Source organism: Bradyrhizobium sediminis (genome assembly GCF_018736085.1).
GTDB classification, from domain to species: domain Bacteria; phylum Pseudomonadota; class Alphaproteobacteria; order Rhizobiales; family Xanthobacteraceae; genus Bradyrhizobium; species Bradyrhizobium sediminis.
Map to the genome: position 1 here is coordinate 2,191,271 of NZ_CP076134.1, position 25,246 is coordinate 2,216,516.

Consider the following 25,246-nt stretch of genomic DNA (forward strand, 5'->3'; position numbering starts at 1 on the left):
AGGGCATCGGCAGCGACGGGTTGTTCCACTGCTTCGCAGCAAACCAAGATTTCGCTGGCGCGTTGGCGCCGGGAATATAGCTTTGCAGCGGCGGAGCCATGCTTCGTCCGCCGGAGGGACGCCGATGCGTTATGAGCTCTATTACTGGCCGGGGATTCAGGGCCGCGGCGAATTTGTCCGGCTGGCGCTGGAAGAGGCCGGCGCCGATTACGCCGACGTCGCGCGCGAGCGCGGCATGGGCGCGATGATGAAGATGATGGAGGGCGGCGGCACGCCGCCGTTCGCGCCGCCGTTTCTGAAAGCGGGGAAGCTCGTGATAGGACAGACCGCCAACATCCTGCTCTATCTCGGGTCGCGCCATGGGCTGGCGCCGAAGTCGGAAGCCGGCAAATTGTGGGTGCATCAGCTGCAGCTGACGATCACGGATCTGGTGCTGGAAATTCACGACACCCATCACCCGCTCGGGCCGACACTGTATTACGAGGACCAGCGCGCGCCGGCAAAGAGACGCACCGGGGAATTCTGGAAAGAGCGAGTCCCGAAATATCTGGGTTATTTCGAGGGATTGCTGGAGAATACGGGCGGTCCCTACGTCACCGGCCGCCGGCTGAGCTATGTCGACCTCTCGCTGTTCCAGATCGTGGAGGGGCTGCGCTACGCATTCCCGAAGCGGATGAAAGCGTTCGAGCGCGACATCCCCGGCCTGGTCGATCTGCACGACCGCGTTGCCGCAAGGCCGAACATCAAGGCTTATCTATCGAGCGACCGCCGCATTCCCTTCAACGAGGAGGGGATCTTTCGTCGGTACAGGGAGCTGGATTCGCAGCTTGTGATCTAGCGGTTCCGCCCGTCGATCGGCGTCATCGCCAGTTTTGCCAGCTCGATGCCGTCGATGCAGCTGACGTTGAGCGCCACCACCTCGGTGCCGTCCGGCTTGTTGCCGTTGGCGAAGACCTCGACGCCGCAGTCGATACAGGACTGGTGCCGGATCGCGTGCTTGTTGAAGAGGTATTCCTTGAGATTGTCCTCGCCGGCGCGCAGCACGAAGCTCTTCGGCGCCAGGAAGGTGAAATGCAGGCCCTTCTTGGTGCAGATCGAGCAGTTGCACGCGGTGACCATGGCAAGGTCGGTGGTGCATTCGAAGCGCACCATGCCGCAATGGCAGCCGCCGGTGTAGGTCTTGGTGTCGGGCATCGGTCTGGCATCCGTGAGTGGCTGATGCCGGCAGTATAAGCCCCGACACAATACCGGCGCCATACGTCAATGCGAGGCGCATTGCACGGGAGCGCGGCGCCCTCACGCGAGCTGGTCGATCCGCCTGCCTTGGCCCGGGGGAAGGGGCGCAAGGCCCGTCGGCTTGGGCAGGCCGGTGCGGTCGTCCTCGGGTTTGACTTGCGGTGGTTTGGGCTCGCTGGCTTCCGGCGGTTTCACCGGGATGGAGACGCTGACGGCAGAAACGTTCATCGGACAGATCCTTGGCTTCGTTGCCATCGACTGTGAGACGGCGGAACCGAATGCTTTATGAATCCGCAGCAGGGATCGCGCGCCATCGCGGCCATTCCCGCCGGATGGTGAACGGCAGGCTCCAAACTCCGTCAAATTGACCGGTATTTTATCGAATGCGATGCCCGCAGAGGGACCGATCACTCATCCTTGCCTCGGGTGATCGCGATCGACGCCTCGGTCTTGGTGCGGGTGCACTCCATGTTGAGCCGGCGGAAGCGCATCTTGACGGTGTCGCCGCGCAACAGGCCCATCCGCTTGATGCAGCGGGTGGCGCCGGTGAGCACATCGGGCTTCGGAATGGTGAAGACGATGGCGCCGGCCCTGGCGACCAGCTCGTAAAATTCCGGCTTCGGCTTGCGGCTGTCGGCCTTGGCGTAGAACTCGTTGGAGTAGTTGGCGCCGCGGCAGCCCAGCGAAAGCTCCCTCGCCTGGGGATGCGACAGATAGACTATTCTGGCGGCGGTGATGCCGATCTTGAGCCCGTCGATCTGGCTCTTGAGCTGGTTGGCGATATCCTCACAGCGATCGGCGCGGGCGGGGGAAATGCCCGATATGGTCAGTGCCAGCGCCGCCAGCAGCGCCGCGGCCATGAACGTCGTCGATCTCAGAAACTTCATTCTCGATGCCATTGCGGATGCCCTTTTGTGCCATTGAAGCGTCCGCAAGCGGATAGCGCAAGGGCGGCAATTCTCGACATGCTTTTTGTCGCGTCATGGCCGGGCTTCACCCGGCCATCCACGTCTTCAGTTAGCATTTGAGAAAGACGTGGATGCCCGCGACAAGCGCGGGCATGACGGGTAAACTGCCAAACCTCACGCCTCAGCGACCGCCCGAACGAGCGACGACCGATGAAAAGGCCAACAGTTAAATACAGCAAGGGCGAGATCGGCCGCGTCCGGGTCGTCGAGGACTTCCTGCCGTCGCCAGACCGGCTGGTGCTGCGCGAGGAAAATGTGAGGGTGACTCTGAGCCTGTCGCGGCGCTCGGTGGCGTTTTTCAAGCGCGCCGCCCGCCAGCGCCGTGTGCCGTACCAGAGGATGATCCGCGCGCTGGTGGATGCCTATGCGGAGAAGCAGCAAGGGAAGGGGTGAATGAGGGTCCGGTCGCGGCTGGTAGCCATTCGGAATCTTCCTTTTATCCAAAAAGTGCTTAGAACGGTTCAATCGCCGGGCGTCTCAAGACAGACGCTTCCGGTTCCTAACCCATGCGAGTCCCCATGAACGCCCCCACCGCCTTTCCCGACCAGAAGCCCGTCCCGCCCTACAAGCACACCCCGCTGTTTCCGCTGGGGCCGGACACCACGCCGTACAAGAAGATCACCGCCGAAGGGGTGCGGGTCGAGAAGGTGCTGGGCAAGGACATGCTGGTGGTGTCGCGCGAGGCGCTGCGGGCGTTGTCGGAAGCAGCGTTCGGCGACATCAATCATTACTTGCGCCCCGGCCATCTGAAGCAGCTGCGCGCGATCCTCGACGACAAGGAGGCCAGCCCCAACGACAAGTTCGTGGCGCTGGATTTCCTGAAGAACGCCAACATCGCCGCCGGCGGCGTGTTGCCGATGTGCCAGGACACCGGCACCGCGATCATCATGGGCAAGAAGGGCTGCAACGTCATCACCGAGGGCGACGACGAGGCCGCGCTCTCGGAAGGCGCGCGCGACGCCTACCTGCGCCGCAATCTGCGCTATTCGCAGGTGGCGCCGCTGTCGATGTATGAGGAAAAGAACACCGCCAACAACATGCCGGCGCAGTGCGAGATCTATGCCGAGGGCCAAGGGGACTCAGCAGCCGCCTACAAGTTCATGTTCATGGCCAAGGGCGGCGGGTCCGCCAACAAGAGCTTTCTGTTCCAGGCGACGCCGTCCGTCCTCACAAAGGACCGCATGCTGGCGTTCCTGAAGGAGAAGGTGCTGACGCTCGGCACCGCGGCGTGCCCGCCCTATCATCTGGCGATCGTGATCGGCGGCACCTCGGCCGAACTCTGCATGAAGACGGTGAAGCTGGCCTCGGCCCGCTATCTCGACGCGCTGCCGACCCACGGCTCGCCCGACGGCAATGCCTTCCGCGATCTCGAGATGGAGCAGGAGATATTGAAGATGACGCAGTCGCTCGGCGTCGGCGCGCAGTTCGGCGGCAAGTATTTCTGCCACGACGTCCGCGTGATCCGCTTGCCGCGCCACGGCGCCTCGCTGCCGATCGGTTTGGGCGTGTCCTGCTCGGCGGACCGCCAGGTGCTCGGCAAAATTACAAAAGACGGCGTCTATCTCGAGGAGCTCGAGCATAATCCGGCGCAGTATTTGCCGGCAGTGGAACAGGCGCTCGGCGGCGAGGTCGTCAAGATCGATCTCAACCAGCCAATGAAGGACATTCTCGCCACGCTCTCGAAGCATCCGATCAAGACGCGGCTGTCGCTGACCGGCACCATGATCGTGGCGCGCGATTCAGCGCATGCCAAATTGCGCGAGCGGCTGGAGAAGGGCGAACCGCTGCCGGATTATTTCAAGAACCATCCGGTCTATTACGCCGGTCCCGCCAAGACGCCCGACGGTTACGCCTCCGGCGCGTTCGGCCCGACCACCGCGGGCCGCATGGATAGTTTCGTCGACCAGTTCCAGGCGGCGGGCGGATCGATGGTGATGGTGGCCAAGGGCAACCGCGCGGTCGCGGTGCGCGAGGCCTGCAAGAAGCACGGCGGCTTCTATCTCGGCTCGATCGGCGGTGCGGCGGCCAATCTCGCCGAACACTGCATCAAGAAGGTCGAGGTGGTGGAATATCCCGAACTCGGCATGGAAGCGATCTGGCGCATCGAGGTCGTGGATTTTCCGGCCTTCATCATCATCGACGACAAGGGCAACGACTTCTTCAGGGAGCTGAATTTGGGGTAGGTTGTCGTCCCGGCGAACGCCGGGACCCATAATCCCGGGCGTTCATTGTTGAGGGGAAGGCCGGCGACCATCGCGTCCGACAACGGCCGCCACGGCGTATGGGTCCCGGCGTTCGCCGGGACGACCAAGATGAGGCCCTTACGCCCGTGTCCCCGTGAACGGGAAGCTGCCCATCGGGCCGATGCCCATTTCGCCGGACATGCTGTCGCCTTCGACCTTGCCGGAGAACGCCAGCGTCAGCGGCATCGGGTTGGTGATCGAGATCTTCCAGGCGACGTCATCGCCGGAGACGGTGCCGTCGAAGATTTCGCCGGAATTGCCGTCGGCGCCTTGCGTGCCCGTCAGCGTGCCGCCGGCGCTCTTCACGGTCAGCGTTGCCTTGCGTTCGCCCATCGGGGTGCTCATGACGATATTCCAGTTTCCGTCCACGGCCATCTTTTGGTCTCCTCACGCTGTTCTTCGCAAAACCGGAATGGTTCTGGGAGCTGGTCTAGCTCGGGCGGCGGTATATAGCGCATCTTTCGGCCCGTGCACATTGATCTCGGTTAGCCGCGGCCTTTTGTCGTGACGCGTCTCCCTGGGCGCTTGCCATTGCGAGACGGGTGCCCGCCATGACGGCCGCACCCGTTCGATTGGTGAATACTGTCAGATTCCGGATAGCGCCTTGGCCGGCGCAGGCCCGTGCTTCGCCTTGTGGTATTCGGGATACCATTTGGTAAAATAGACCGCGCTGTTGCGGGCAGCAAACGCGATCAGCAGGCCAAGCCAGAGCGGAAGGCCGGGCACATAGATCAGCGCGATATTGCCGATCATCATCAGCAGGAAGCAGGCGGTCCACGCCCAGGTGATGATGTAGTTCGCCCGCATGAAGCCGGGCTGTTCGGCGGTTTCGGCGTCCACCACTTCGAGCGCATATTGCAGCGTGAACGGCTTGCGGAACGCCAGCGAGCCGAGCGAGATCGCGAGCACGCCGATATCGATCGTGAGCTTGACGGCGGAGCCGCTCAAGGTGTCATCGATCAGGGTGAGGTAGAAGCCGAGGGCGAGGAACAGCGCGACGGTGCCGGCGCCGAGGATCTTGAGTGAGCGGCTGCGGGCCATGTCGTAGGCGATCACCAGCAGGCAGATCGCGGCGGCCGCGAACAGGCTGGCGGCGGCCGACGTCACCAGCATCAGCAGCGTGAACACGCCGTAGGGGGCAAGGATCAGGAATATCGTCATGGCAGCCTCTCGGGCTAATCTTTACAGTGGCGTCAAGCGAAATCTTTACAGTGTCAAAATAATGTGAGTGCGACCACGACGACGGCGACGTCATTCCGGGGCGATGCGAAGCATCGAACCCGGAATCCGGAGCCCCCGGAATGACGTGGGTGATCCCTACGCCGCCCTCACCCAGTTGCCATGAAAACCATCGGGCACGCGATGTCCGAGCTGCACCAGCGCCACCGGGCCGGCGGCGACGTCGGTGGCGTTGAATACCGCGAGATCGCTGCGGTTTTCGCGCGCGCGCCACACCGCAGCGAGCAGCCAGCCATCGCCCTCGGCGGCGTCCTTGCCGCGCTCGACAAAGACCGGCTCGGAAAGGGTGTCGCCCTCCGGCAGCAGATACTGGCCTAGCCGCGAGCCCTTGCCGTCGACATGCACGATGCCGCAAAGCGCACCGACGAACGGCAGATCGGGATTGGCGCAGGCGTACCAGCCACGGCTGCTGTTGAGACCGGCGCGGCGATCGTCGATGCGCGGGAATTCGCCTGTGATGTCGTCGAGATAGGTTTGCGTGAAGCGGTCGGTATTGCCGGCGAGATCGAAGGTCCAGCGGCACAGCCGGGCGTTGGATTTCCTGGGGTCGGTCGGCGAGCCGTCGGGATGGGGGAATAGCGGCGCCTCCTCATACTGCATGACGTCGGCGATGATGCGGTCGCCTTCTTCCCAGGCATTCATGACGTGGAAGACGTAGCAGGTCTCGGCGCGAAACCAGACGATGTCACTGGGCGAGCCGTTGCGCTTCATGACGCCGACATAGCCGCCCTTGTCCGGCTCCCAGGCGTAGGGCGGCCGGCCGCGCATGGCGCGCTCCATGCTGCCGGTGATCGGCAGGATCGGAAACAGCAGATGGTTTTCGGTGACGATGAAGTCGTGCACCATGCTGGCATAGGGCGCTTCGAAGCGGTCGAACCGCGTCACTACGCCGGAGGCGTTGACGGATCCGAAGGAGAGGGCAGGGGTCAGCGGCCCCGCGGCGTTGTAGCCGAAGAACACCATCTCGCCGGTGACGGGATCGATCTTGGGATGCGCGGTGAACGGCCCCGAGATACCGCCGTTATAGTCGCAGTAGCCTGTTCGCTTCAGCGTCCCGGGCTCGATCTCGGTCGGCAGATGGCCTTCCTCCAGCGCCAACAGCCGTCCGGCGTGAAAGATGATGTTGGTGTTGGCGACGCCGCCGTCAGGGGTCACCGAGGCGGGGACGTCCGGCAGCTTGCGGCCGAAGCCGCCGAACAACGCGCGGCCGGCGTCATGCTCGGCCTGCCACTTGGGGGTGCGGACCCAGCGGTTGCGGTAGCTGGCGCGGCCGTTTTCGAGATGGAAGGCGTGCAGCATGCCGTCGCCGACGAACCAGTGGGCGCCCGGCGATTCGAATTGCGGGTCGGGGCCGTTGCGATAAAGCGTGCCGTTGAGTTCGCGCGGTAGCTCGCCCACGACCTTCAAAAACGGCGCGTCGCATTCAAACGGGATCGGCGCCAGATTGGTCCGGGCCGCCTTGGTCGCTGCTTCCTGCTGCATCATTCGCTCCCTGGATTGATCTTTACATCGTAAAGATATGAGTACAGGGCATGGCAGCCATCGTCAAGCAAAATCTTTACAGTGTAAAAATAGGGACTATAAGAAACCCATGGCAAGAAAACCCGCTGCACTGAAGAACCGCGCCCGGCCTGCTGCCAGCAGGGGCGCTCAGGCGCGTGGGCCGCGGAAACGGCTGGCGCCGCGCGCTGCAGGCGCAAGCGAAGATACGCCGTACCACCACGGCGCGCTGCGCGACGCGCTGCTGACGGCGGCGGAGACGGTGCTGGAGCGCGACGGGCTTGGCGGCCTGACGCTGCGCGCGGTGGCGCGCGAGGCCGGCGTGTCGCATGCAGCACCGACCCATCATTTCGGCGACCTCACCGGGCTTGTCAGCGAACTGGCCGCGATCGGCTTCCGCCAGTTCAACGCGGCGATGGCGGCGGCGGGCGCGGTCGATGCGCCGCCGCTGATGAAGGCGATGGCCCGGGCCAAGGCCTATGTCGCCTATGCGCAGGCGCATCCCGGCATGTACGGGCTGATGTTCCGCACCGAGCGGCTGGATATGGCGCGGCCGTCGTTGCACGAGGCCGCCAGCGCTTCGTTCGCTGGCCTCGCCGGTGCGATCGGAGTCAGCCGTCAGGAGCAGATTTCCGACGAAGCGCTGTCGCTGGAACAGGCCGCGGCTATCGTGAGGGCGTGGTCGCTGGTGCATGGCTTCACCATGCTGCTGCTCGACGGGCGGCTGACCGACGTCCTGCGGCGGCTTCCCGCAGGCAACAATGCCGAGACCCTGCTGGACGCCATGCTGAGGTCGACCGTGGCCCGGCCGCCGGGGCCATAGATCAGCGTTGTTCAGCGCCGCTTCGCCAGCTCCACGGCGCGGCCGCTGGCGCCGATCACCTTCACCTCGTCCTTGCCGCATTTGAAGCCGCGCGCGATTTCGTCGGCGGCCTTGCGGGCGAGTTCGTTAGCGTCGGGATTGGCCTTCACGTCGACATAGGCGACATGGCACACCGCCCCAGGGGGCAACCGCGTTACCGCCAGCAGCGGCTTTGCGATGGGCCGGCCCTTCTTGTCCTCGTCGGTAATGTCGGCGATATGCCAGCGCTGGATGATGGCGAAGGGTTTGCCGTCCACGGCCCGCCATTCCACGGTGTGGGTGGTCGAGTTGAACGGCCCGAAGGAAGCCTCCGCCGCCGGCTCCCTGTCCGCCGCGGCGCGGCTGCGGCCGACCGAGACCGCCTCGCGCAGGTCATCCTCGCTGATGACGACCACGAGCCCGGCCTTGCCCGGGCAAACCCGTATCGTGGAATCGTCGACGCCGTTGCCGGCGCTCTTCACTCGGCAATCCCTGGGGGCGGTCGAAGTGTAGCTGCTGCCGAATGTTTGGGCGCTGGCCGGCGGAATCAGGGCGAAGCAGGCCCAGAACAGCGCCGACAGGGCCATTTGCGGCATGACAAGCACGCCGGGGACGATGAGGTGAGGGATGCGCTTCATCTAGCCGCCATTTTGATTGCGGAACCGCTGATGCTTCGACGTGCGCAATCTGGGGAAGGTTCACGCGAAATGCGCGAAAGGCCTGACATCGGCGCGGAATCGTCCTAGAACAGCGGCTTCGCAATCCCCTTCATAGCGTGTCAGTTCAAGTCGATCATGTCTGCCATTCCGTCGAATAAACCGTACCGCGTCGGCCGTTCCCGCACCGGGCTTGGCCTCTTCGCCACCAAACCGATCAAGAAGGGCACTAGAATCATCCGCTATTTCGGGCCGCTGCTGGATTCCCGGAAGAAGGAAGAGGACGCGATCGAGAACAAGTATCTGTTCGAGCTCAATAACCGCTGGACCATCGACGGCTCGGTGCGCAAGAACATCGCTCGCTATATCAACCACGCCTGCAAGCCGAACGCCGAATCCGACGTCAAACCGCGCAAGCGCAAGGTGTTCATTCGCGCGATCAAGAACATCGAGCCCGGCGAAGAGATCAACTACGATTACGGCACCGACTACTTCAAGGCCTACCTGAAGCCGATCGGCTGCAAATGCGACGCTTGCGAGAAGAAGCGCAAGAAGCAGCGCGCCGAGGCGAGGGCAGAGAAGGCGCGGCTGAAGGCCAAGGCCGAGCGCAAGGCCTTGAAAAAAGCCGAGGAGCTGGCGGCGAAGGCCGAAAAGCTGAAGCGGAAGCTGAACGGCGCCAAGACCAATGACATTAAGGCGAACGGCGTTGAGGCGAACGGCGTCAAGCTGAACGGCAAGCTGATGAATGGGCACGGCGGAAAATCCGCCGCCGGCAAGCCGACACCGGTAAAATCCGGGATCTTTGCGACGGCAAAAGCGAAGCCAGGCCGGGAACGCCGCGCTTCGGCTTAAGACGGCGGTCTCTCTCCTCGTCACTGCGTGGAGCAACGCGACGAAAATCTGACGCCGTCATTCCGGGGCGATGCGAAGCATCGAACCCGGAATCTCGAGATTCCCCGATGTGCAGTTGCACATCTGAGGTCTGGTCCTCCGGACCATCCCGGAATGACGGAGGACGGACTGCTTCGCTTCACCAGAGATGACGAGTTCAGGCTGCTGCCGCTCGCCGAAATGCCGGTTACTTCTACCCGCCGGGCTTCCGGATCGATTTCGGCAGCGGCGCATCGCCAAAATCGAGTGCCGAGCGTTGCAGGATCGCGCCGGCTTCGTCGACGACCACGCGAAATCGCCGGTGCTCGGAGAAGAAGGTCAGGCGATAGCGGCCGCTGTCGGCATCGACGCCGCGCTCGGAGAGGCCGGTGATCTTGCCGGCGCGCATCTGCTCCCTGAACAGCGGCAGCGCGATACCGAGCCCCTCGGCAATCACGGAGGCATCGATCGCAACGGCGCCGTTCTCGAATTCAACCGGTTTCATGGCCTTTGTCCAACTCTCATGCGACGCCTGCCGCCTTTCTCGACCGGGCGGGATAGGCGCATTCCGCCAGCGTGGTGGCGTCGAGCTCCCGCATGAAGGCTTCGCGCGCGGCGGCAAGGCGGGCCTTCAGGCGGCAGCGCGGCTTCAACACGCAAGTGCCGCCGTCGCCGCGAAAGCATTCGACCAGCGCGTGGCGGTCTTCGAGCGCCCGCACCACTTCGCCGAGCGTGATCGACTGCGGCGGCCGCGCCAGCATGAAACCGCCGCCGGCGCCGCGCTGGGTGCTGATGAAGCCGCCATCGGCGAGGTCGCGCACCACCTTGGCCAGATGATTGCGCGAGATGCCGAACTCGGCGGCGATCTCGTTGGTCGCGAACGACCGCGCCGGCTCGCCGGCCAGCCGCATCAGGGCGCGTAACGCAAAATCCGTAAACGACGTCAGGCGCATGGGATCCCCGAAAAATAGGCCTTGCAAACCATCTATAGCCATCTAAATAGGCATTTAAAATACCTATTTGAGGAGATCGTCGTGACCCCCACGGAACGGCGCGAAAGGATCACGGCCGAGATCGTCGCTAGGACCGGCATCACCGAGCCGCTGATCGAGCGGCTGGTGCGCGGTTTCTACACCAGGGTCCGCAGCGATGCGGTGCTGGGGCCGGTCTTCGAAGCGCGAATTCACGACTGGGAGCCGCATCTGCAGCGGATGTTTGCGTTCTGGTCGTCGGTGGCGCTGATGTCGGGCCGCTATCACGGCACGCCGATGGCCAAGCACATGCCGCTGCCGGTCGATGCCGATCATTTCGACCGCTGGCTGGCGCTGTTCGAGGAAACCGCCCGGGAGGTCTGTTCTCCGGAAGCCGCCATGCATTTCGTCGAACTGGCGCGGCGGATCGCCGCCAGCCTCGAACTCGGCATCGCCGGCGCGCAGGGCGTGCTGCTCGGCAACGGCGAAAGGTTTCGGCGTAACGCGGCAGGAGAGATGCCGGGATGATCGCCGCCGTAATCTGGAGCTGACGGAACGGACCGGCCGCCGCCAGGCCTCAAGGCCTCGGCGGCAGCAGCTTGCCCCTCCTCGTCATTGCGAGGAGCCAACGGGTCGGCGCGAAGCGCCGCCCGATGACAGGCTCCGCGACGAAGCAATCCATCTTGGTAGCAGGGAAGAATGGAGCTTCGCGGAGCCTGTCATCGGGCGCGCGTTCACGCGACCCGTTGGCTCGCAATGACGGCTCAGGCCGTGATCGCGCCGCCGCTCTTGCGCAGGCCGATATATTGCAGCTCGGCAAACGCGCCGACCGCAATCGCCTGCGCCGCGACCATGATCTCGCCGAGCAGATTGGGGTTGACCCAACCTGAGAACAGCAGCGCGATGCTGGCGAGGGTCCAGGCCGCATTGCCGGCGACCACGATCGCCAACAATGCTTTCGGCATCGTCTGCCGCGTGCCGAGCCAGCCGACCAGCGCCGCATAGGCGATCAGGAAGAGGCCGGTTTCGCGCAACAGCGCCTCGGGCAGGCTGAGCCACGGCGCGAGCATGCCGGCGCCGAGCGCGAGCAGCACCGCCGAGATGCCGCTGAAGATGGCGTCGGCCAGGATGGCGCGGCGAAGAAACAGGGATGGCTGGATCATGGCAGTTCTCCTTTGCAGAGGGATGGACCAGAGTGATGCGAAGATGATCCGGCCGGCGAGGTAATTCGATTACGTCGGAGGTAATGGAAGCCGCGAAATTCGCATGGTAGGTTTTCCCACCATGAACGCACACACCGCCACGGCCCGCACCGAGAAGGCCCAGCCCGTCCATATCGGCGATCACCTGCGCGAATGGCGGCAGCGCCGTCATCTCAGCCAGCTCGATCTCGCCGGCGACGCCGAGATTTCCGCGCGGCATTTGAGTTTTGTCGAGACCGGCCGCGCGACGCCGTCGCGCGAGATGGTGCTGAAGCTCGCCGAACGGCTGGAGGTTCCCTTGCGCGAACGCAATGTGCTCTTGGTGGCCGCGGGCTATGCGCCGGCGTTTCCGCAGCGCTCGCTCGACGATCCCGCGCTGAAGTCGGCGCGGGCGGCGATCGATCTGGTGCTGAAGGCGCATGAGCCCAATCCGGCGCTGGCCTATGACCGGCACTGGAACCTGGTCTCGGCCAACCGCATGGTCGCGCCGCTGCTGCAAGGCATTCCGCAGCGGCTGCTCGGCCAGCCCCTCAACATCCTGCGGCTCGCCTTTCATCCCGAAGCACTGGCGCCGCGCACCGTCAACCTCGCCGAATGGTCCAGCCATCTCTTGGAGCGGCTGCACCGCCAGTGCGAGGCCACCGCCGATCTCGAACTGCTGAAACTCTATTCGGAGCTGAAGGCCTATCCGATGCCGGCGCGCCCGGCGCCGCTGTCGTCGGACAATGTCGCGATCCCCTTCAAGCTGCGGCTTGACGGCGACGTGCTGAGCTTCATCTCCACCACCATGATCTTCGGCACGCCGGTCGACATCACGCTGTCGGAACTGGCGCTGGAGACGTTCTTCCCCGCCGACGAACTGACCGCCGAGCGGATGCGGAAGCTGGCGGCAGACTTGAGGTAGGCGACAACGTGAGGCGTTTACAGCGCCGTGCGCCGCTCGCATAATCCTGCCATGGATTCACGCGCGCAAAGCATCGGCTTGCGGCCGCATCCGGCCGGCGATCTCCTGCGCGGCTGGCGCAATCGCCGCGCCATGAGCCAGGCCGACCTCGCCTTCGAGGCCAACATCTCGATCAAGCATCTGAGCCATGTCGAGACCGGCAAGGCCGCCGCCAGCCGCGAGATCCTGCTGCAACTGGCCGCAGCCCTCGGGTTGTCGCTGCGCGACCGCAACGCGCTGCTGGAAGCCGGCGGTTTCGCCAGGCAATATGGCGAGCGCGACCTGTCCGCACCCGAAGTCGCCGACGCCAAGCGCGCCATCGATCTGTTGCTGCGGCGGCACGAGCCGTTTCCGGCCATCGTCACCGACCGGCAGTGGAACGTGCTGCAGGTCAACCGCGCCGCGGCGCGGCTGATGACGCTGCTGCTTGGACCGGAGCGCATGACGCGCCCGCTCAATCACATGCGGATGTTCCTGGCCCCGGACGAGTTGCGCCCATTCGTGGAGAACTGGCCTGATGTCGCGGCGGCGCTGATGGTGCGCGCGCGGCATGAGGCGATGGCGGCGCCGCTGGATCTGGCGCTGCAATCGACCTGGCGCGAACTGACGAGACTGCCTGATGTCACCACGCCGCAGCTCAATGAGAGCGAGGCGCCGGGGCCGTTATGCGAGGTGCGTCTGCGCAAGGGCGACGTCAGCATCGGGCTGATCGGCGCGGTGCTGACCTTGGGCACGCCGCAGGACGTCACGCTGCAGGAATTGCGGGTGGAGATGTTCATGCCGGCGGATGCGGCGTCGGAGGCCGCGCTGGTCGCCTTCGCCGCTCAGGACGCCTGAGCCTGCGCTTCCCGCCGCTCGAACGTCATCGCCTGCAGCACTTCGGCGAACGGGCCCTGCCGGTCGCTCAAGGTCGCCATGGTCAGCCCGGCGCCGTTGGCGCCGGCGCGGGTACGCGAGCGGATCAGGATCCATTCGCCCTCGGGCGGGCGAAAGAAATACAGGCTGATCTCGGGGTTGATGAAGGTCCATTCCCGCATGTCGACGATCTGGCCGACGCCGCTGGAGAAATCCGCCGCCTGCACGGCCTGTACGAGCGGCGTGTTGGCTTCGCCTTCCACCATGGCAACGTCGAGCCGCATCCAGGCCGCGGCCGGTCCCGGCTTTTCCAGCGCGCCCTCGATCAGCCGCACCGACACGTTCTGGAAATAGCGGCTCCATTTCTGTGCGAAGGCCGGCGGCGGCGTGCCGGTTTCAGGCGCGGCATCGGCGCCGGTGACCTTCGAGAAGGGATCGGCGGGGGATTCGCTGCCTTGCGCGGTCAATAGCGCGGTGCAGCGGCCGATCTCGGTCTCGCCGTCCAACAGCCGCACCTGGATGGTCTTGGCCTTGCGGCCGTCGCGCAGCATCCCGGTCTCGACGCGATAGGCGCGCAGTCCGGCGGGCCGCCACAGATCGAAGGTGAGGCGGCGCACCGCAAAGCCGGAAGCGACCGCCAGCCGCTCGACCTCGCGCACCATCAGTGCAGTGGTGGCGCTGCCCTGCAGCATATCCGGCGACCATAGCCCGCCGGCAAGCTCGGTGGCGCGAAACAGGTTGCCTTCCCTGGTGAAAATGGCGGTCATGGCCGGGCTCCGCGGTTCAGGTCCCGATGCGTTCTTACGAATCCGGAGCCACAATCACAATAACCCCGGAGGTTATGTGGCGCAGGGCATGCGGCCCGCGCACTTGTTTCGCGCCCGGATCGGCCTATTTTGCGGACATCATTTCACGAAAGGCTAGCCTGATGAGCACCCTGAAACCGCTTCCGATCGACGTCGTCTCCGACGTGGTGTGCCCGTGGTGCTATATCGGCAAGCGCCGCATCGAGAACGCGCTGGCGCTGACGCCGGACGTGCCGGTCGAGATCAACTGGCGGCCGTTCTTCCTCAATGCCTGGGTGCCGCGCGAGGGCATCAGCCGCGACGAATATCTCACCGCGAAATTCGGTTCGGTCGAGGCCTACAATGGCATCGCCGGCCGCGTCGTCGCCGCAGCGAGCGAAGAGGGCCTCACCTACCGGCCGGAACTGGTCAAGCGCCAGCCCAACACCATTGACTGCCACCGGCTGATCTACTGGGCCGATGCGCAAGGCAAATCCGCCGAGATGAAGCAGCGGCTGATGGAGTTGTATTTCCGCGACGGCGGCGATCTCACCGACGTCGATGTGCTGGTGCAGGCGGCGGCCGATGTTGGCCTCGATGCCGGGGACGTGCGCAAGCGCCTGGCGACCGACGAAGACGTCGACCTGATCTCGGCGCAGGCCAAGGACGCCTCCGACAAGGGCATCTCCGGCGTGCCGACGTTCGTGTTTGCGCAGAAATATGCGGTGTCGGGCGCGCAGCCGGCCGAGCAGCTTGCCCGCGCCATCCGTCAGGTGTCGGCGGAAGTGAACGCGCAGGCGGCGGAGTAGGGGCGGATCTGCCCGTCCTTGCATCGCGCGGCCTCCGTCGCAGAAATTTTTGTCGAACGGGTCGTGCACGCAAGAGCCGATTTGTTCAATCGATTCAACGAATCCACCCGACGGGCAAATCGGTCGAAAGTCCGTCAAGCCAATTGGGCAAAAATATTCTGATTTTCCGAAATCGCAAATCGGTCTATATCCATCGCATCCCGTCCCATCAAGAGGGGCGTTTCGCGAACGTCACGGACGTAGGGGCGGGATGCGGTGGACGCGGGCGGCGCGCGAGACGGGCGTGCAGCTTGCGTACGGCGAAGCCGTGTGGTCCTGAACGCCTCGAGGTTGGCTTCAAGTTCGCGGGAAGGAAAACTTCCGCGGACGACGGTGACAAGCAAATCCTGATCGCCGGGGAGCGCGGAGTAAGCCGTAAAACCATTGCGCAGGGAAGGCCGGAGTGTCGCCGCTGAACCTGTATGCTCGTGTGCGTTTTCTCGTGCATTCATTGCACACGAGACCGCGGGTGCAGCGCGCACCCGGTCTTCCCTTCGCCCTCTGACCGGAGGGCCGAGGAAATTCGATAGCAAACCTCGGGCGAAACGCGCCGCGAGATCGCGAAGCTGCATTTGCGCGTACCGCTGTTTGAAATCCAGTTCCGTCAGCGCAGGCCCATCGGCTCGACGCCTCACGCTCCCTTCAGATAGTAATTCGCCCGCTTGCCGAGCGCGATCCTCCGCAGTACGCGGCGCATCGCGAGCGAGCCGCGCAGCGGTTTGATCGCGGCGATCACGGTGCGATAGAAGGCAAGCTTGAGCGCATCGCGTACCGGCTGGTGGCCCGGCGGCTGTTGTGGCAGGCCAATGCCGCGCAGCATCGAATTGAAGAAGTGCAAATCGTTGACGCGACGCACCTCGCAGGTCTTCCAGGTGATCGCCATCGAGATCGAATGGCTGCCGGCGGTGCGTACCCAGTGCGGCCACTGATAAGGCACATAGCAGCCGTCGCCCGCGAACATGTGGAATTCGATGCCGCGCGACGCAAAGCGCTCGTCATACTTCAGGTTGCGGTGCTTGGTCATCGAGCGCTCGATCGCCTCGTCGGAGACGATGGCGCGGTCGTTGTTGTCGTAAATCGTGAAGAATTTCTCGCCGTGGATCTGGACGAAGAAATTGTCCTCGCTGTCGAGATGGAACGGGGTGGTCGAATTCGGCGAGGATACGAAGATGAAGCCCTCGACCTGTTCGAAGCCGGCGTCGAGCAGGCTGTTGAAACCGCGCGCCCGCGCCACCGACAACAGCGTGTCTTCCAGCAGCTTGCGATATTCCGGCGCGTTCTCCACGCGCTTGAGCACCATCCAGGCGCCGGCGGTCTCGATGCGCTCCACGACTGCCACGGGATCGAGATCGACCGATGGAATCGCATCCGGGTCCTGGCTGATCGCGACCTTGCCTGAATTGTATTCGATCAGGTCGCGCGGCAATTCCGAAGCCAGCTGCGCGATGCGCGGCAGGTTCAACAGCGGGTGGCCGGCGAGGCGGTGACGGATCGCGAACGGCTTCAGCGGAAAGTCGCGCTTCAGCGCGTGATTTTCCGCGGTCAGCACCGGCGCAAAGGCGGTGACAGTGGTCATGACGGTTTCTCCTGGCGTTTCCGGATCAAATGAGCGGCGCGGCGCAGCGGCTCGCGGATCAGCTGGCGAAGCTTCAAAGCGGCGCGGACCAGCGGCACCACGGGATCGTGCGGCCGCAGCGGAATCAGCACGTCGCCGATGGCGAGGCGCCCGCGCCAGATCGGATTGATCATCGGATGATCGGCACCGGCGGTGGAGTCGACCAGCCTGATCGCTGGATCGGCACAGAGATGCCGCGTCAGATCGAGCGTCAGCTGCACGCCGGGTGAGAATTTCGCATAATGCTCATCGACGCCGAGCTTGAAGTAGAACGCGCGGTCCTGATGCCGCAGCACGACCGCGGCCGCGACCGGCGTATCGCCTGACAACAGCGTCACGATCTCGCATTGGCGGAATTCGGCGAGTGCGGCGGTGGCGCGGCGGACAAAGCCGGCATCGCCGTCATGCTGCAGCAGCGCGGTGCCGCGCTGGCCTTTCCAGCCGGAGGCTTCCAGCTGCAGGAAGATCTCGACCGCGGAGGCGACCGCTTGCGGCGTGCTCGCGACCTCGAAGCGGACCTCGCCGTGCTCGGCGAGGCGGTTGCGCTGGCGGCGCAGTTCCTTCAGCTTCTTCGGCCCCAGCGCATCGTGCAGGCATTCATCGGCATCGCGCGTGGCGTCGAGACAGGCGCGGAGGTGGGATTGCAGCAGACGCGGACGCATGCCGCCCTGCCGCAGCACTTCCCTGAATGCCTTCATGGCCGCGCCGTCGAGCGACATGTCGCGCAGGATCAGCGCATGGGCGCCAGCTTTCCGTGCCTGCATCATCAGCCCGGCGGCGGCGTCCTCGGCCATGTCGCGATCGAGCGGCGGGGTGCCAAGCGTGCCGTAGGGATCGGCGCTTACCAGAACCGGCAGCGGGATCTTCCAGGCGCGCCACATTGAAATCGCGGGCAGGAGCCCGATCAGCCGCGCCGCGCCGTCTTTTGCCGCCGCAGGTTGGCTCCACGCGGCCAGCGCCGCGACGCCGGTACGGCCGCGCGCGGAGGCGTTCACCGCCAATTCCCAGTCGGGGAGGTAATAGCCGTTCGGCTCGTTGGCGCGTTCGGCAAGTGCGCGCCACTGGCTCGCGGCCACGGCCGTAAGCGGCGCGAGACCGTCGGGACGCGAAGCCGCTTCCGGCGGCGGCCGCTTCCCGGCGATTACCGAACTGCCGCGCACCAGCACTGTATCAGCTATCTCGACCACGTCCCCGTTTCCCCGTTCGCGATGACCGAAGCGGGCGCGTGCGTCGCTTCCTGCATTGCGTTGACGGGGACGCTAGCGGAAAAGATTGGAAAAACCCGCTGGAGCGGAGATGCAATTCGAGCGGCTGTGTTAACCGGCCGTTCATCATGCGGGCGTCGTGAGCGGCGTGTCCGGGGCGCTGCCTTGCCGTGCATTGGCGTTGATCCAGGTTAACAACGCAGATCAAATCGACCTCCCCTTGGGTTAACTCAGGCGGCCTATAACTTGGCCGACAGCGCTGTCGACGCTTCGGGGCAATGAAAGACGTGTGTGGTGAGATGAGTTTCATCAAGAAGAATTTCGGATGAATCCGTTGAACCAGCCCTTGAGAGCGTGGCAGATCCACGGCGCCCGCCTGCAGGGCGCCGCGATTCTGGCCGCCGCCGGTTTGGCTGCGATCGCACTCCAGCTGGCGCCCGGAATATCCGGGCTCTATGCGAGTCTGCTTGTTATCGCTGTGCTGCTGGCAGGCGGCATTTACGCCAGGCAAGGTTCGAAAGGCGCGCAGCACGCGGCATCGTCGTACACGCGGCCGGAGATGCTGTTGGCGACCGCGATCGAAAGCACGCCGAACGGCCTGTGCATTTTCGATGCCGACCTCAGGGTCGTGATCAGCAACAGCCACTTCGCCACGATGTATGGGCTGACGCCGATGCAAACCCGGCCGGGGACATCGCTGCTCGCTGTTCTCGACAGCCGTGCGGCTGCTTCCTGCCGTCCGCCGGATGCGGCGGAGTATGTCGCCGATTGCCTCAGGAGTGTCGGGTCCGGGGAGACGTTCGATTCGACCGACGAACTCAGGAATGGAAACATCATCGCCGTCAGCCGCCGTCCCATGCTCGACGGTGGATTGATCGAGGTTCACCGCGACATCACCGATGCGCGGCTCGCGGAAGTCCGGGCCGAAGCGGTCCGGCAGGAACTGATCGAAAAACAGTATGCGATCGACCAGGCCGTTATCGTTGCGGTGACCGATCTCACCGGCAGCATCACCTATGCCAACGACAATTTCTGCAGGATCAGCGGATATTCCCGCAGCGAATTGCTGGGGCGGAACCACCGCATCCTGAATTCCGGCGCACATTCGAAGGAGTTCTTCCGCGACATGTATCGTTGCATCGCGGGCGGCGAGGTCTGGCGCGGCGAATTATGCAACAAGTCCAAATCGGGCATGCTCTATTGGGTCGACACCATCATCACCCCGCAACTCGGCGTGCATGGAAAGCCAATTGCCTACATGGCGATCCGGATCGACATCACCGCGCGAAAACATGCCGAAGCCCAGATTTCCTATGCGGCGACCCATGATGCATTGACCGGGCTGGCCAACCGGGCGGCGCTGCTGGAGCGGATGAGCGATGCGCTGGCTCACATGCAGCAGCACGGAGGCGCGCTGACCGCGCTGATGCTGGACCTCGACGGATTCAAGAGCGTCAACGATACGCTGGGGCACGCCGCCGGCGATACCCTGCTCAAGGAGCTGGCGGACCGCTTCGAGTCCTCGCTCGGCGACACCGACCTGATCGCGCGTCTCGGCGGAGATGAATTTGCCGTCATTCGAACCGATATGGCGGATCAGAGAGAGGATGCGATCGAACTGGCGGTCCGGCTGCTCGAACTGGCGGCCAAGCCGTTTCATCTGGACGGGCAGGACGTCTGCATCGGAACCAGCATCGGCATCGCGCTGGCGCCGGCCAACGGCACCGATGCCGGGGAGTTGCTGAAGAAGGCCGACCTCGCTCTGTACCGGGTGAAATCCGAAGGGCGTAACAGCTTCAGTTTCTTCGACGAGGATCTGAGCGAGAAGGCGATATCGCGGCTGCAGCTGGTCAACGACATGCGGGCGGCGTTGTCGCGCAATGAATTCGAGCTGCACTACCAGCCGTTGTTCGATACCGCGACGTCGCGGCCCTGCGGTATGGAAGCGCTGGTCCGGTGGCGACACCCGGTCGCAGGACTGCTGTATCCGGATCGCTTCATCGGCATCGCCGAAGAGACCGGACTGATGGAGCCGCTCGGACAATGGATCCTGCAGCGCGCCTGCGCCGATGCCGTCTCCTGGCCGCAGGATATCAAGGTGGCGGTCAATCTTTCCGCCGCGCAGTTCCGGGCGGGGACGCTGTTCGACGTGATCCTGTGCGTGCTGGTGGAGACCGGATTGCCGCCGGAGCGGCTGGAACTGGAGATCACCGAATCTCTGCTGCTGCAGGACAAGGACAGCAACGTGCTGATCATCCAGCAGCTCAAGAATATCGGAATTGCCATTGCCCTCGACGACTTCGGAACCGGATATGCGTCGCTCAGCTACCTGCTGTTGTTTCCGTTCGACAAGATAAAGATCGACAAGTCCTTTACGCAGGGCTTGTTGTCGCGGGCGGATTGCAGGGCCGTGGTGGCGTCGATCCTGACGCTGGCCCGAGGGCTCGAGATTGCCGTGACCGCCGAGGGCGTGGAGACCAACTCGCAGTTCGAACTGCTGCGGGCCCAGGGCGTCGATTACGTCCAGGGTTACCTGTTCGGTCGTCCATGTCGGCTGGCGGAACTTGACTTCGCGGCACTCGAACTGATCGCGCGGGCAGATGAGGCGGCCTGAGCATGATTTGCCGCGGCGCGAACCACCACCGCGCCCGTGCGGCCGAGGGCAGGCATCGTGATTGCAAACCAGTCACTGGTCGATGAGCTCGAGACGGCTATCGCGAACGCCGATGTCGGACGCAGGGCCGCGATATTGCGGCGCGTCGCCGATCTCTTTGCGTCGACCTCCGGAAATATTTCGAACGAACAGACCGTCCTGTTCGATGACGTCCTGCAGCAGCTGGTCGATGAGATCGAGGTCTCTGCGCGCGCCTGTTTCGCCGAATATCTGGCGCAGAGTCCCGCCGCCCCGCCCCGGATATTGCGCCGGCTGGCGCTCGACGACGTCATCGACGTGGCCCGTCCGGTTCTCTCGCACTCCGAGCAATTGGACGAGGTGACGCTGGCGGAAGGCGCCAGGACCAAGAGCCAGGCGCATTTGCTGGCGATCTCGATCCGCAAAACCATTCCGGAATCCGTGACCGACATCCTGGTCGAGCGGGGGAACCGGGAGGTCGCCCTGAGCACCGCGGCAAATCCGGGAGCTTCGTTCTCCGAGTCCGGTTATTCCTCGCTGGTAAGGCGCTCGTCGGATGACGACGATCTGGCGGTTTGCACCTGGTCGAGGCACGAGATTCCGCGGCGGTATCTGCTCAAGCTGTTTGCCGACGCCTCCGATTCCCTGAAACGCAGGCTGTCGAAAGAAGACCCGCGCAAGGCCGCGCGCATCGCCGACATCGTTTCGCGGGCGTCGAACAGGCTTCAAGCCCAGACCAGGGAAGGCTCGGCGGACTTCGCCAGGGCGCGCGCGCTGGTTCAGCCGCTCGACGAAGCCGGCAAGTTGGACGAAGCCGCGCTGTTTGATTTTGCCAGCGCGGAGAAGTTCGCCGAAACCGTGCTGGCACTGTCCGTCATCTGCGACCTTCCCGTCGGCCTCATCGAGCGTGCATTGGTCGAGGAACGGTCGGAGCAGCTTCTCGTCCTGGCCAAGGCGGCCAGTTTGAGCTGGAAGACCACCAAGGCGATCCTGTTGTTGCAGGCACCGGCCGAGAAATCGACTGCAGATCTCGACCGGCTGCTCGAAACCTTCCTGCGGCTCAGGCCGGAAACCGCCGGACAGGCGGTGCAGTTCTATCGGCTGCGCGAACGATCCTTGGCGGGAGGTCCGAATTGACCGGATGGAACACCGCTCAAGGTGGTTCGCTATCGCAGCGAACCGATCTTTTCCAGTTCCGCAAGGTTGGAAACCCTGAGCGTGCTCTCGGACATTGCGAGAATGCGGCGTTTGCGAAGCTGGCTGAATACCCGGCTGACATGGACGGGGGTCAGTCCGACCGCGTCGGCGATGTGCTGCTGGCGCAACGGAAACGGGTAGCGCTGTTCGCGGATCACGTTCCTCGCCGCTACTCGCGACATCAAGTGCAACAGCAGATAGGCGATGCGTTCCTCGGCCGAGAGCTGGCCCAGCACGGTTACAAGCTCGGTCGCCTCGCGAGTTTCTGCGGCGCAGGAATTTGCCACGGCCCATCGGATGTCGGGGCTGGCGGCGCACCTCGCAAGGATTTCGGCGCGCGCGATTCCGCTCATCTGGACCTCGGTTAATGCCTTGACCGAGAAATGGTACGCTTTCTCGAAAATGGCAGTAGGAGAAAAGAAGTCTCCCGGCAGCAGGAATTTCAGGATTTGCCTGCGGCCGTCGGCAAGCTGAAAGTAGCGGAAGGCCCAGCCCGTGCAGAGTACGAATATGTCGTTGGACGGCTGATTTCGGTAGGCGATCTGCTCGCCTGCCCGGGCCGCAGCGAAGTGCTGCCAGCCGAACGCCTGGTCTGCTTTCGGGGTTTCCGAGGGCGACCCGAGCAGCGTCCCGCAAAAGCCGGTTTCGCGGTGAGGGCAGGTTACGCAAATCGACGCAATGGACATATCAGGGTGTTTGGCTAAACGGGATCACAGAATTCTACGCTAGATAGTGTCGGAACTTTTCTTCCCGTCGCAGGGAGGAGGTTGCATCTGCATCTATCAGAATTAGCTAATTGAGCAAAACCAAATTGTAATTAGCTTTAATGCCAGCGGCGCCATCGGCCGCAGTCATGCCTGGAGCGGCGGCAGTTTGAAGGCTCCGGCGCCGCGTTTGCTTGCGTGCACTTGATGCAGATCAACAACCTGGATCAAGTTATGGAGCTCGGAGTTTTTCCGAGAATCAATCTAGTTTTTGACGGTGAGGAAATCACATTGTCCGCCCTGCCGGGACGCGGGGCTTTGTTTCGAAAAATTTCAATTGGCATCATTTAAGGAAAATGTTCATGACGGAAGTAACTCTTGCCGACAGCAGCCAGGATCGCGAAACCAGGATGCGCTTCATGCGCATCGACACCACGACCGGCGAACTGCTGCGGGAGTTCTGGAAGATCGTCGAGCCGGCGCTGCCGGAGGTGCTCGAAGGCTTTTATCGGCATGTCACCAGGGAGCCGCAACTCGCGCGCCTGATCGGCAGCGACATTCCCCGCCTCAAGGCCGCGCAGCAGTCGCACTGGGCGCGGCTGTTCAACGGCCGCTTCGATCATGAGTACATGCAGGGCGTCCGCGCGATCGGCCTGATCCACAACAAGATTGGGCTGGAGCCGCGCTGGTATATCGGCGGATACAATTTCGTGCTGAGCCAGCTCGCCGCGCTCGCTGTTCGCCACTACCGATGGAAGCCGGGTCATCTCGCGGCGGTGCTGACCGCCACGAACTGCGCGGTGCTGCTCGACATGGACATCGCGATTTCGGTCTATCAGGAAGCGATGCTGGCGGAGCGTCAGAAACATCAGGACAAGATCACTGCCGCGATCCGGGACTTCGACGGCCAGATGAAGATGGTGCTGAAGACGGTCGGGGGCTCGGCGGAAAATCTGCAGAACGCCGCCAATACGCTCGCCGCCAATGCCGAACAATCGACAAGGCAGACGACCACGGTGGCCGCGGCCTCGGAGGAGGCATCCGCCAATGTGCAGGCGGTAGCGTCGGCCACCGAGCAACTGACGTCGTCGGTCAGGGAGATCGGGCGTCAGGTGACGGAGTCCACCAGGATGACGGGCAAGGCGGTAGAGCAGGCCAGCCAGTCCAGCGCCGGCATGCAGGGCCTCGCGGAAGCGGCGCAGCGGATCGGCGCCGTGGTCGAACTCATCAACAGCATCGCCGGGCAGACCAACCTGCTGGCGTTGAACGCCACCATCGAAGCGGCGCGCGCCGGCGATGCGGGCAGGGGATTTGCCGTCGTCGCCTCCGAGGTCAAGGCGCTGGCCGAGCAGACCGCGAAGGCGACCGACGAAATCAGCCAGCAGATTCTCGCGATCCAGACCGCAACCCGGCAATCGGTGGGTTCGATCGAGGAAATCGGAACGACGATCGCGTCGGTCAACGAGATTGCGACGGCGATCGCGGCGGCTGTCGAGCAACAGGGAATGGCGACGGCCGAGATCGCGCGCAACATTCAGGAGGCTGCCCGCGGCACCCACGACGTTTCGAGCAACATCAGCGGCGTCAGTCAGGCCGCGAGCGAAACCGGTCAAACCGCAACGCAATTGCTGTCTTCCGCCAACGAGCTCTCGCAGCAGTCGGAGATGCTGCGCAACAATGTCGAAGGTTTCTTCGCGATGATCCGGGCTGCCTGATGCGGATGCCGCGTCGGCGCAAGAATGCGGTTCGCATTGCGATCAGGACAGTTGTGGTTTGTTCCAGGAGAGTCTCAAGCGCACACTTCAAGGAGGCCGCATGTCAACCTCATCAGATCGCCCGTCCGATGAATTGATCTTTCAGCACCTTGGCGCAGCCATCGTGCTGTGCTGGGCGCAATTGCCCCCCGGGGCGAGAGACCGGATCCTGCGCCAGGCCGACGATGTGATCGGGCTGGCGCCGATCCCCGAGATTCGAAGCGAGATCGTGAAGCTGCTGTTGCGCCACGCCAAGGCGCAGTGGGCGGCTTCGTTCCTGTCGGTCACGGCGCCCCGGAGTAACCCTCCCTTTCGAGGGCACTGATCCCGGCGGGTCGGCGTGAAGCCAAATTCGAGGGCGCCGCTAGATCGGCTCGTAGCTCTCGGATGCGCAGTTGTCGTCGGCCTCGGCGCGCCGGCGATCGATGATCGTGCCGCTGTTGATGACGAGGCGGTAGGTCTCGGCGCCCAGTGGCTTGCCGATGACGGAGGTAAGCTCGGCCCTGACGCACGCCGTCCAGCCCGCGCCCCTGACCTCGCGGTGCGGCGGCGAGACCCGCACATGGCGCGGGTTCGCCGCGGCGAGGAAGACCGAGTCCAGTTTTTCGCGCACCAGCCGTTTTACGTCGGGCGGCGGCTCGGGCGGCGGTGGTTCGGCGGCTTGGCTGCGCATGAACTCAGGCACCGGCGAGCGGCTGTCGGCGATGCCGCACCCCGCCAGCGCAAATGCCCAGCCCGCAATCAACGCCAACCGAACAACGACCCGCTGCATTTGCCCACTTTATCCCGTGCCGGTTAAAATTGCCCACAATTGCGGTTAATTTGCCCTTTTCAGCCATCACCAATTGCTGAAACCGGTCCCACAGCCAGGCCGGCGCCCTGCCATATCGATGGGGTTCACCCCGGAATCTGCCAGGAAGCCAAATAGCCAGGAAACAAAGCAGGGTATTCGTGGCCGGGGTTTGAACCTCCGCGCGAGGAC

At 64.0% G+C, this 25,246-nt stretch carries 28 protein-coding genes; 13 read left to right on the forward strand and 15 right to left on the reverse strand.

What is annotated here, in order from left to right; genetic code table 11:
* The first annotated feature begins 124 nt into the window (after positions 1-124).
* On the forward strand, positions 125-838 hold the full coding sequence (locus KMZ29_RS10395; protein ID WP_215623603.1) for a glutathione S-transferase: 714 nt from the start codon (positions 125-127) through the stop codon (positions 836-838).
* Here the strand turns inward: KMZ29_RS10395 and KMZ29_RS10400 are convergent.
* The 3 genes from KMZ29_RS10400 to KMZ29_RS10410 all read right to left on the reverse strand — a co-directional run bounded on the left by KMZ29_RS10400 (position 835) and on the right by KMZ29_RS10410 (position 2,123).
* Positions 835-1,194 (reverse strand): GFA family protein, encoded by a 360-nt coding sequence (locus KMZ29_RS10400; RefSeq protein WP_215623604.1) that lies wholly within the window; start codon positions 1,192-1,194, stop codon positions 835-837. The genes KMZ29_RS10395 and KMZ29_RS10400 overlap by 4 nt on opposite strands.
* Before the next feature lie 102 nt (positions 1,195-1,296).
* Positions 1,297-1,464: a hypothetical protein gene (locus KMZ29_RS10405; protein WP_215623605.1), complete on the reverse strand. Its 168-nt coding sequence runs from the start codon at positions 1,462-1,464 to the stop codon at positions 1,297-1,299.
* Positions 1,465-1,643: 179 nt separating this feature from the next.
* On the reverse strand, positions 1,644-2,123 hold the full coding sequence (locus tag KMZ29_RS10410; RefSeq protein ID WP_369810095.1) for a hypothetical protein: 480 nt from the start codon (positions 2,121-2,123) through the stop codon (positions 1,644-1,646).
* A 231-nt stretch (positions 2,124-2,354) separates the two neighbouring features.
* Between KMZ29_RS10410 and KMZ29_RS10415 the strand changes: the two genes are divergently transcribed.
* Both KMZ29_RS10415 and KMZ29_RS10420 read left to right on the forward strand, forming a co-directional pair.
* Positions 2,355-2,597, forward strand: coding sequence for a hypothetical protein (locus KMZ29_RS10415; RefSeq protein ID WP_215623607.1), 243 nt, complete (start codon positions 2,355-2,357; stop codon positions 2,595-2,597).
* A 125-nt stretch (positions 2,598-2,722) separates the two neighbouring features.
* Positions 2,723-4,387, forward strand: coding sequence for a fumarate hydratase (locus tag KMZ29_RS10420; protein WP_215623608.1), 1,665 nt, complete (start codon positions 2,723-2,725; stop codon positions 4,385-4,387).
* Between the two features lie 138 nt (positions 4,388-4,525).
* Here the strand turns inward: KMZ29_RS10420 and KMZ29_RS10425 are convergent, their stop codons facing one another.
* The 3 genes from KMZ29_RS10425 to KMZ29_RS10435 all read right to left on the reverse strand — a co-directional run bounded on the left by KMZ29_RS10425 (position 4,526) and on the right by KMZ29_RS10435 (position 7,168).
* On the reverse strand, positions 4,526-4,822 hold the full coding sequence (locus KMZ29_RS10425) for a hypothetical protein (protein ID WP_215605950.1): 297 nt from the start codon (positions 4,820-4,822) through the stop codon (positions 4,526-4,528).
* 210 nt (positions 4,823-5,032) lie between these two features.
* Positions 5,033-5,608 carry a hypothetical protein gene (locus tag KMZ29_RS10430; protein WP_215623609.1) on the reverse strand — a complete coding sequence of 192 codons (576 nt, stop codon included), beginning with the start codon at positions 5,606-5,608 and terminating at the stop codon, positions 5,033-5,035.
* A 156-nt stretch (positions 5,609-5,764) separates the two neighbouring features.
* Complete coding sequence (locus KMZ29_RS10435) at positions 5,765-7,168, reverse strand: carotenoid oxygenase family protein (protein WP_215623610.1); 1,404 nt, start codon at positions 7,166-7,168, stop codon at positions 5,765-5,767.
* A gap of 109 nt (positions 7,169-7,277) precedes the next feature.
* On the opposite strand from KMZ29_RS10435, the gene KMZ29_RS10440 reads away from it, so the two are divergent.
* Entirely contained in the window at positions 7,278-8,009 is a 732-nt protein-coding gene (locus KMZ29_RS10440) for a TetR/AcrR family transcriptional regulator (RefSeq protein ID WP_215623611.1), read from the forward strand.
* An 11-nt stretch (positions 8,010-8,020) separates the two neighbouring features.
* Here the strand turns inward: KMZ29_RS10440 and KMZ29_RS10445 are convergent, their stop codons facing one another.
* Complete coding sequence (locus KMZ29_RS10445; protein WP_369810124.1) at positions 8,021-8,614, reverse strand: hypothetical protein; 594 nt, start codon at positions 8,612-8,614, stop codon at positions 8,021-8,023.
* A gap of 207 nt (positions 8,615-8,821) precedes the next feature.
* Here KMZ29_RS10445 and KMZ29_RS10450 point away from each other — a divergent pair, with 207 nt between their 5' ends.
* Positions 8,822-9,535, forward strand: coding sequence for an SET domain-containing protein (locus KMZ29_RS10450; RefSeq protein ID WP_215623612.1), 714 nt, complete (start codon positions 8,822-8,824; stop codon positions 9,533-9,535).
* A gap of 232 nt (positions 9,536-9,767) precedes the next feature.
* On the opposite strand, the gene KMZ29_RS10455 is transcribed toward KMZ29_RS10450, so the two are convergent.
* Complete coding sequence (locus KMZ29_RS10455) at positions 9,768-10,058, reverse strand: DUF6522 family protein (RefSeq protein WP_215623613.1); 291 nt, start codon at positions 10,056-10,058, stop codon at positions 9,768-9,770.
* A 16-nt stretch (positions 10,059-10,074) separates the two neighbouring features.
* Positions 10,075-10,506, reverse strand: a complete 432-nt coding sequence (locus tag KMZ29_RS10460; protein WP_215623614.1) for an RrF2 family transcriptional regulator — start codon at positions 10,504-10,506, stop codon at positions 10,075-10,077.
* Between the two features lie 81 nt (positions 10,507-10,587).
* Between KMZ29_RS10460 and KMZ29_RS10465 the strand changes: the two genes are divergently transcribed.
* Positions 10,588-11,052, forward strand: coding sequence for a group III truncated hemoglobin (locus KMZ29_RS10465; protein ID WP_215623615.1), 465 nt, complete (start codon positions 10,588-10,590; stop codon positions 11,050-11,052).
* A 236-nt stretch (positions 11,053-11,288) separates the two neighbouring features.
* Here KMZ29_RS10465 and KMZ29_RS10470 read toward each other — a convergent pair whose 3' ends face one another.
* On the reverse strand, positions 11,289-11,687 hold the full coding sequence (locus KMZ29_RS10470) for a hypothetical protein (protein ID WP_215623616.1): 399 nt from the start codon (positions 11,685-11,687) through the stop codon (positions 11,289-11,291).
* A 121-nt stretch (positions 11,688-11,808) separates the two neighbouring features.
* Between KMZ29_RS10470 and KMZ29_RS10475 the strand changes: the two genes are divergently transcribed.
* Both KMZ29_RS10475 and KMZ29_RS10480 read left to right on the forward strand, forming a co-directional pair.
* Entirely contained in the window at positions 11,809-12,630 is an 822-nt protein-coding gene (locus KMZ29_RS10475; RefSeq protein WP_215623617.1) for a helix-turn-helix domain-containing protein, read from the forward strand.
* A gap of 51 nt (positions 12,631-12,681) precedes the next feature.
* A complete protein-coding gene (locus KMZ29_RS10480) occupies positions 12,682-13,506 on the forward strand; it encodes a helix-turn-helix transcriptional regulator (RefSeq protein WP_215623618.1) in 825 nt (274 codons plus the stop codon).
* Here KMZ29_RS10480 and KMZ29_RS10485 read toward each other — a convergent pair.
* A complete protein-coding gene (locus KMZ29_RS10485; RefSeq protein WP_215623619.1) occupies positions 13,494-14,291 on the reverse strand; it encodes a thioesterase family protein in 798 nt (265 codons plus the stop codon). The genes KMZ29_RS10480 and KMZ29_RS10485 overlap by 13 nt on opposite strands.
* A gap of 161 nt (positions 14,292-14,452) precedes the next feature.
* Between KMZ29_RS10485 and KMZ29_RS10490 the strand changes: the two genes are divergently transcribed.
* Positions 14,453-15,118, forward strand: coding sequence for a DsbA family oxidoreductase (locus tag KMZ29_RS10490; RefSeq protein WP_215623620.1), 666 nt, complete (start codon positions 14,453-14,455; stop codon positions 15,116-15,118).
* 670 nt (positions 15,119-15,788) lie between these two features.
* Here the strand turns inward: KMZ29_RS10490 and KMZ29_RS10495 are convergent.
* Positions 15,789-16,733, reverse strand: a complete 945-nt coding sequence (locus tag KMZ29_RS10495) for a JmjC domain-containing protein (RefSeq protein WP_215623621.1) — start codon at positions 16,731-16,733, stop codon at positions 15,789-15,791.
* Positions 16,730-17,959 carry a GNAT family N-acetyltransferase gene (locus KMZ29_RS10500; RefSeq protein WP_215623622.1) on the reverse strand — a complete coding sequence of 410 codons (1,230 nt, stop codon included), beginning with the start codon at positions 17,957-17,959 and terminating at the stop codon, positions 16,730-16,732. Before KMZ29_RS10500 ends, KMZ29_RS10495 begins: the two co-directional genes overlap by 4 nt.
* Positions 17,960-18,302: 343 nt before the next feature.
* Between KMZ29_RS10500 and KMZ29_RS10505 the strand changes: the two genes are divergently transcribed.
* Both KMZ29_RS10505 and KMZ29_RS10510 read left to right on the forward strand, forming a co-directional pair.
* The gene (locus tag KMZ29_RS10505) at positions 18,303-20,591 is read left to right on the forward strand and encodes a putative bifunctional diguanylate cyclase/phosphodiesterase (protein WP_215623623.1); all 2,289 of its coding nucleotides are present in this window, start codon (positions 18,303-18,305) and stop codon (positions 20,589-20,591) included.
* 57 nt (positions 20,592-20,648) lie between these two features.
* Positions 20,649-21,746 (forward strand): DUF2336 domain-containing protein, encoded by a 1,098-nt coding sequence (locus KMZ29_RS10510; RefSeq protein ID WP_215623624.1) that lies wholly within the window; start codon positions 20,649-20,651, stop codon positions 21,744-21,746.
* A 29-nt stretch (positions 21,747-21,775) separates the two neighbouring features.
* Here KMZ29_RS10510 and KMZ29_RS10515 read toward each other — a convergent pair whose 3' ends face one another.
* Entirely contained in the window at positions 21,776-22,492 is a 717-nt protein-coding gene (locus KMZ29_RS10515) for a Crp/Fnr family transcriptional regulator (RefSeq protein WP_215623625.1), read from the reverse strand.
* 380 nt (positions 22,493-22,872) lie between these two features.
* Between KMZ29_RS10515 and KMZ29_RS10520 the strand changes: the two genes are divergently transcribed.
* Both KMZ29_RS10520 and KMZ29_RS10525 read left to right on the forward strand, forming a co-directional pair.
* A complete protein-coding gene (locus KMZ29_RS10520) occupies positions 22,873-24,225 on the forward strand; it encodes a globin-coupled sensor protein (RefSeq protein WP_215623626.1) in 1,353 nt (450 codons plus the stop codon).
* Positions 24,226-24,325: 100 nt separating this feature from the next.
* The gene (locus KMZ29_RS10525; protein WP_215623627.1) at positions 24,326-24,589 is read left to right on the forward strand and encodes a hypothetical protein; all 264 of its coding nucleotides are present in this window, start codon (positions 24,326-24,328) and stop codon (positions 24,587-24,589) included.
* Positions 24,590-24,628: 39 nt separating this feature from the next.
* Here the strand turns inward: KMZ29_RS10525 and KMZ29_RS10530 are convergent, their stop codons facing one another.
* Complete coding sequence (locus KMZ29_RS10530) at positions 24,629-25,036, reverse strand: hypothetical protein (RefSeq protein ID WP_215623628.1); 408 nt, start codon at positions 25,034-25,036, stop codon at positions 24,629-24,631.
* Between the last annotated feature and the right edge of the window lie 210 nt (positions 25,037-25,246).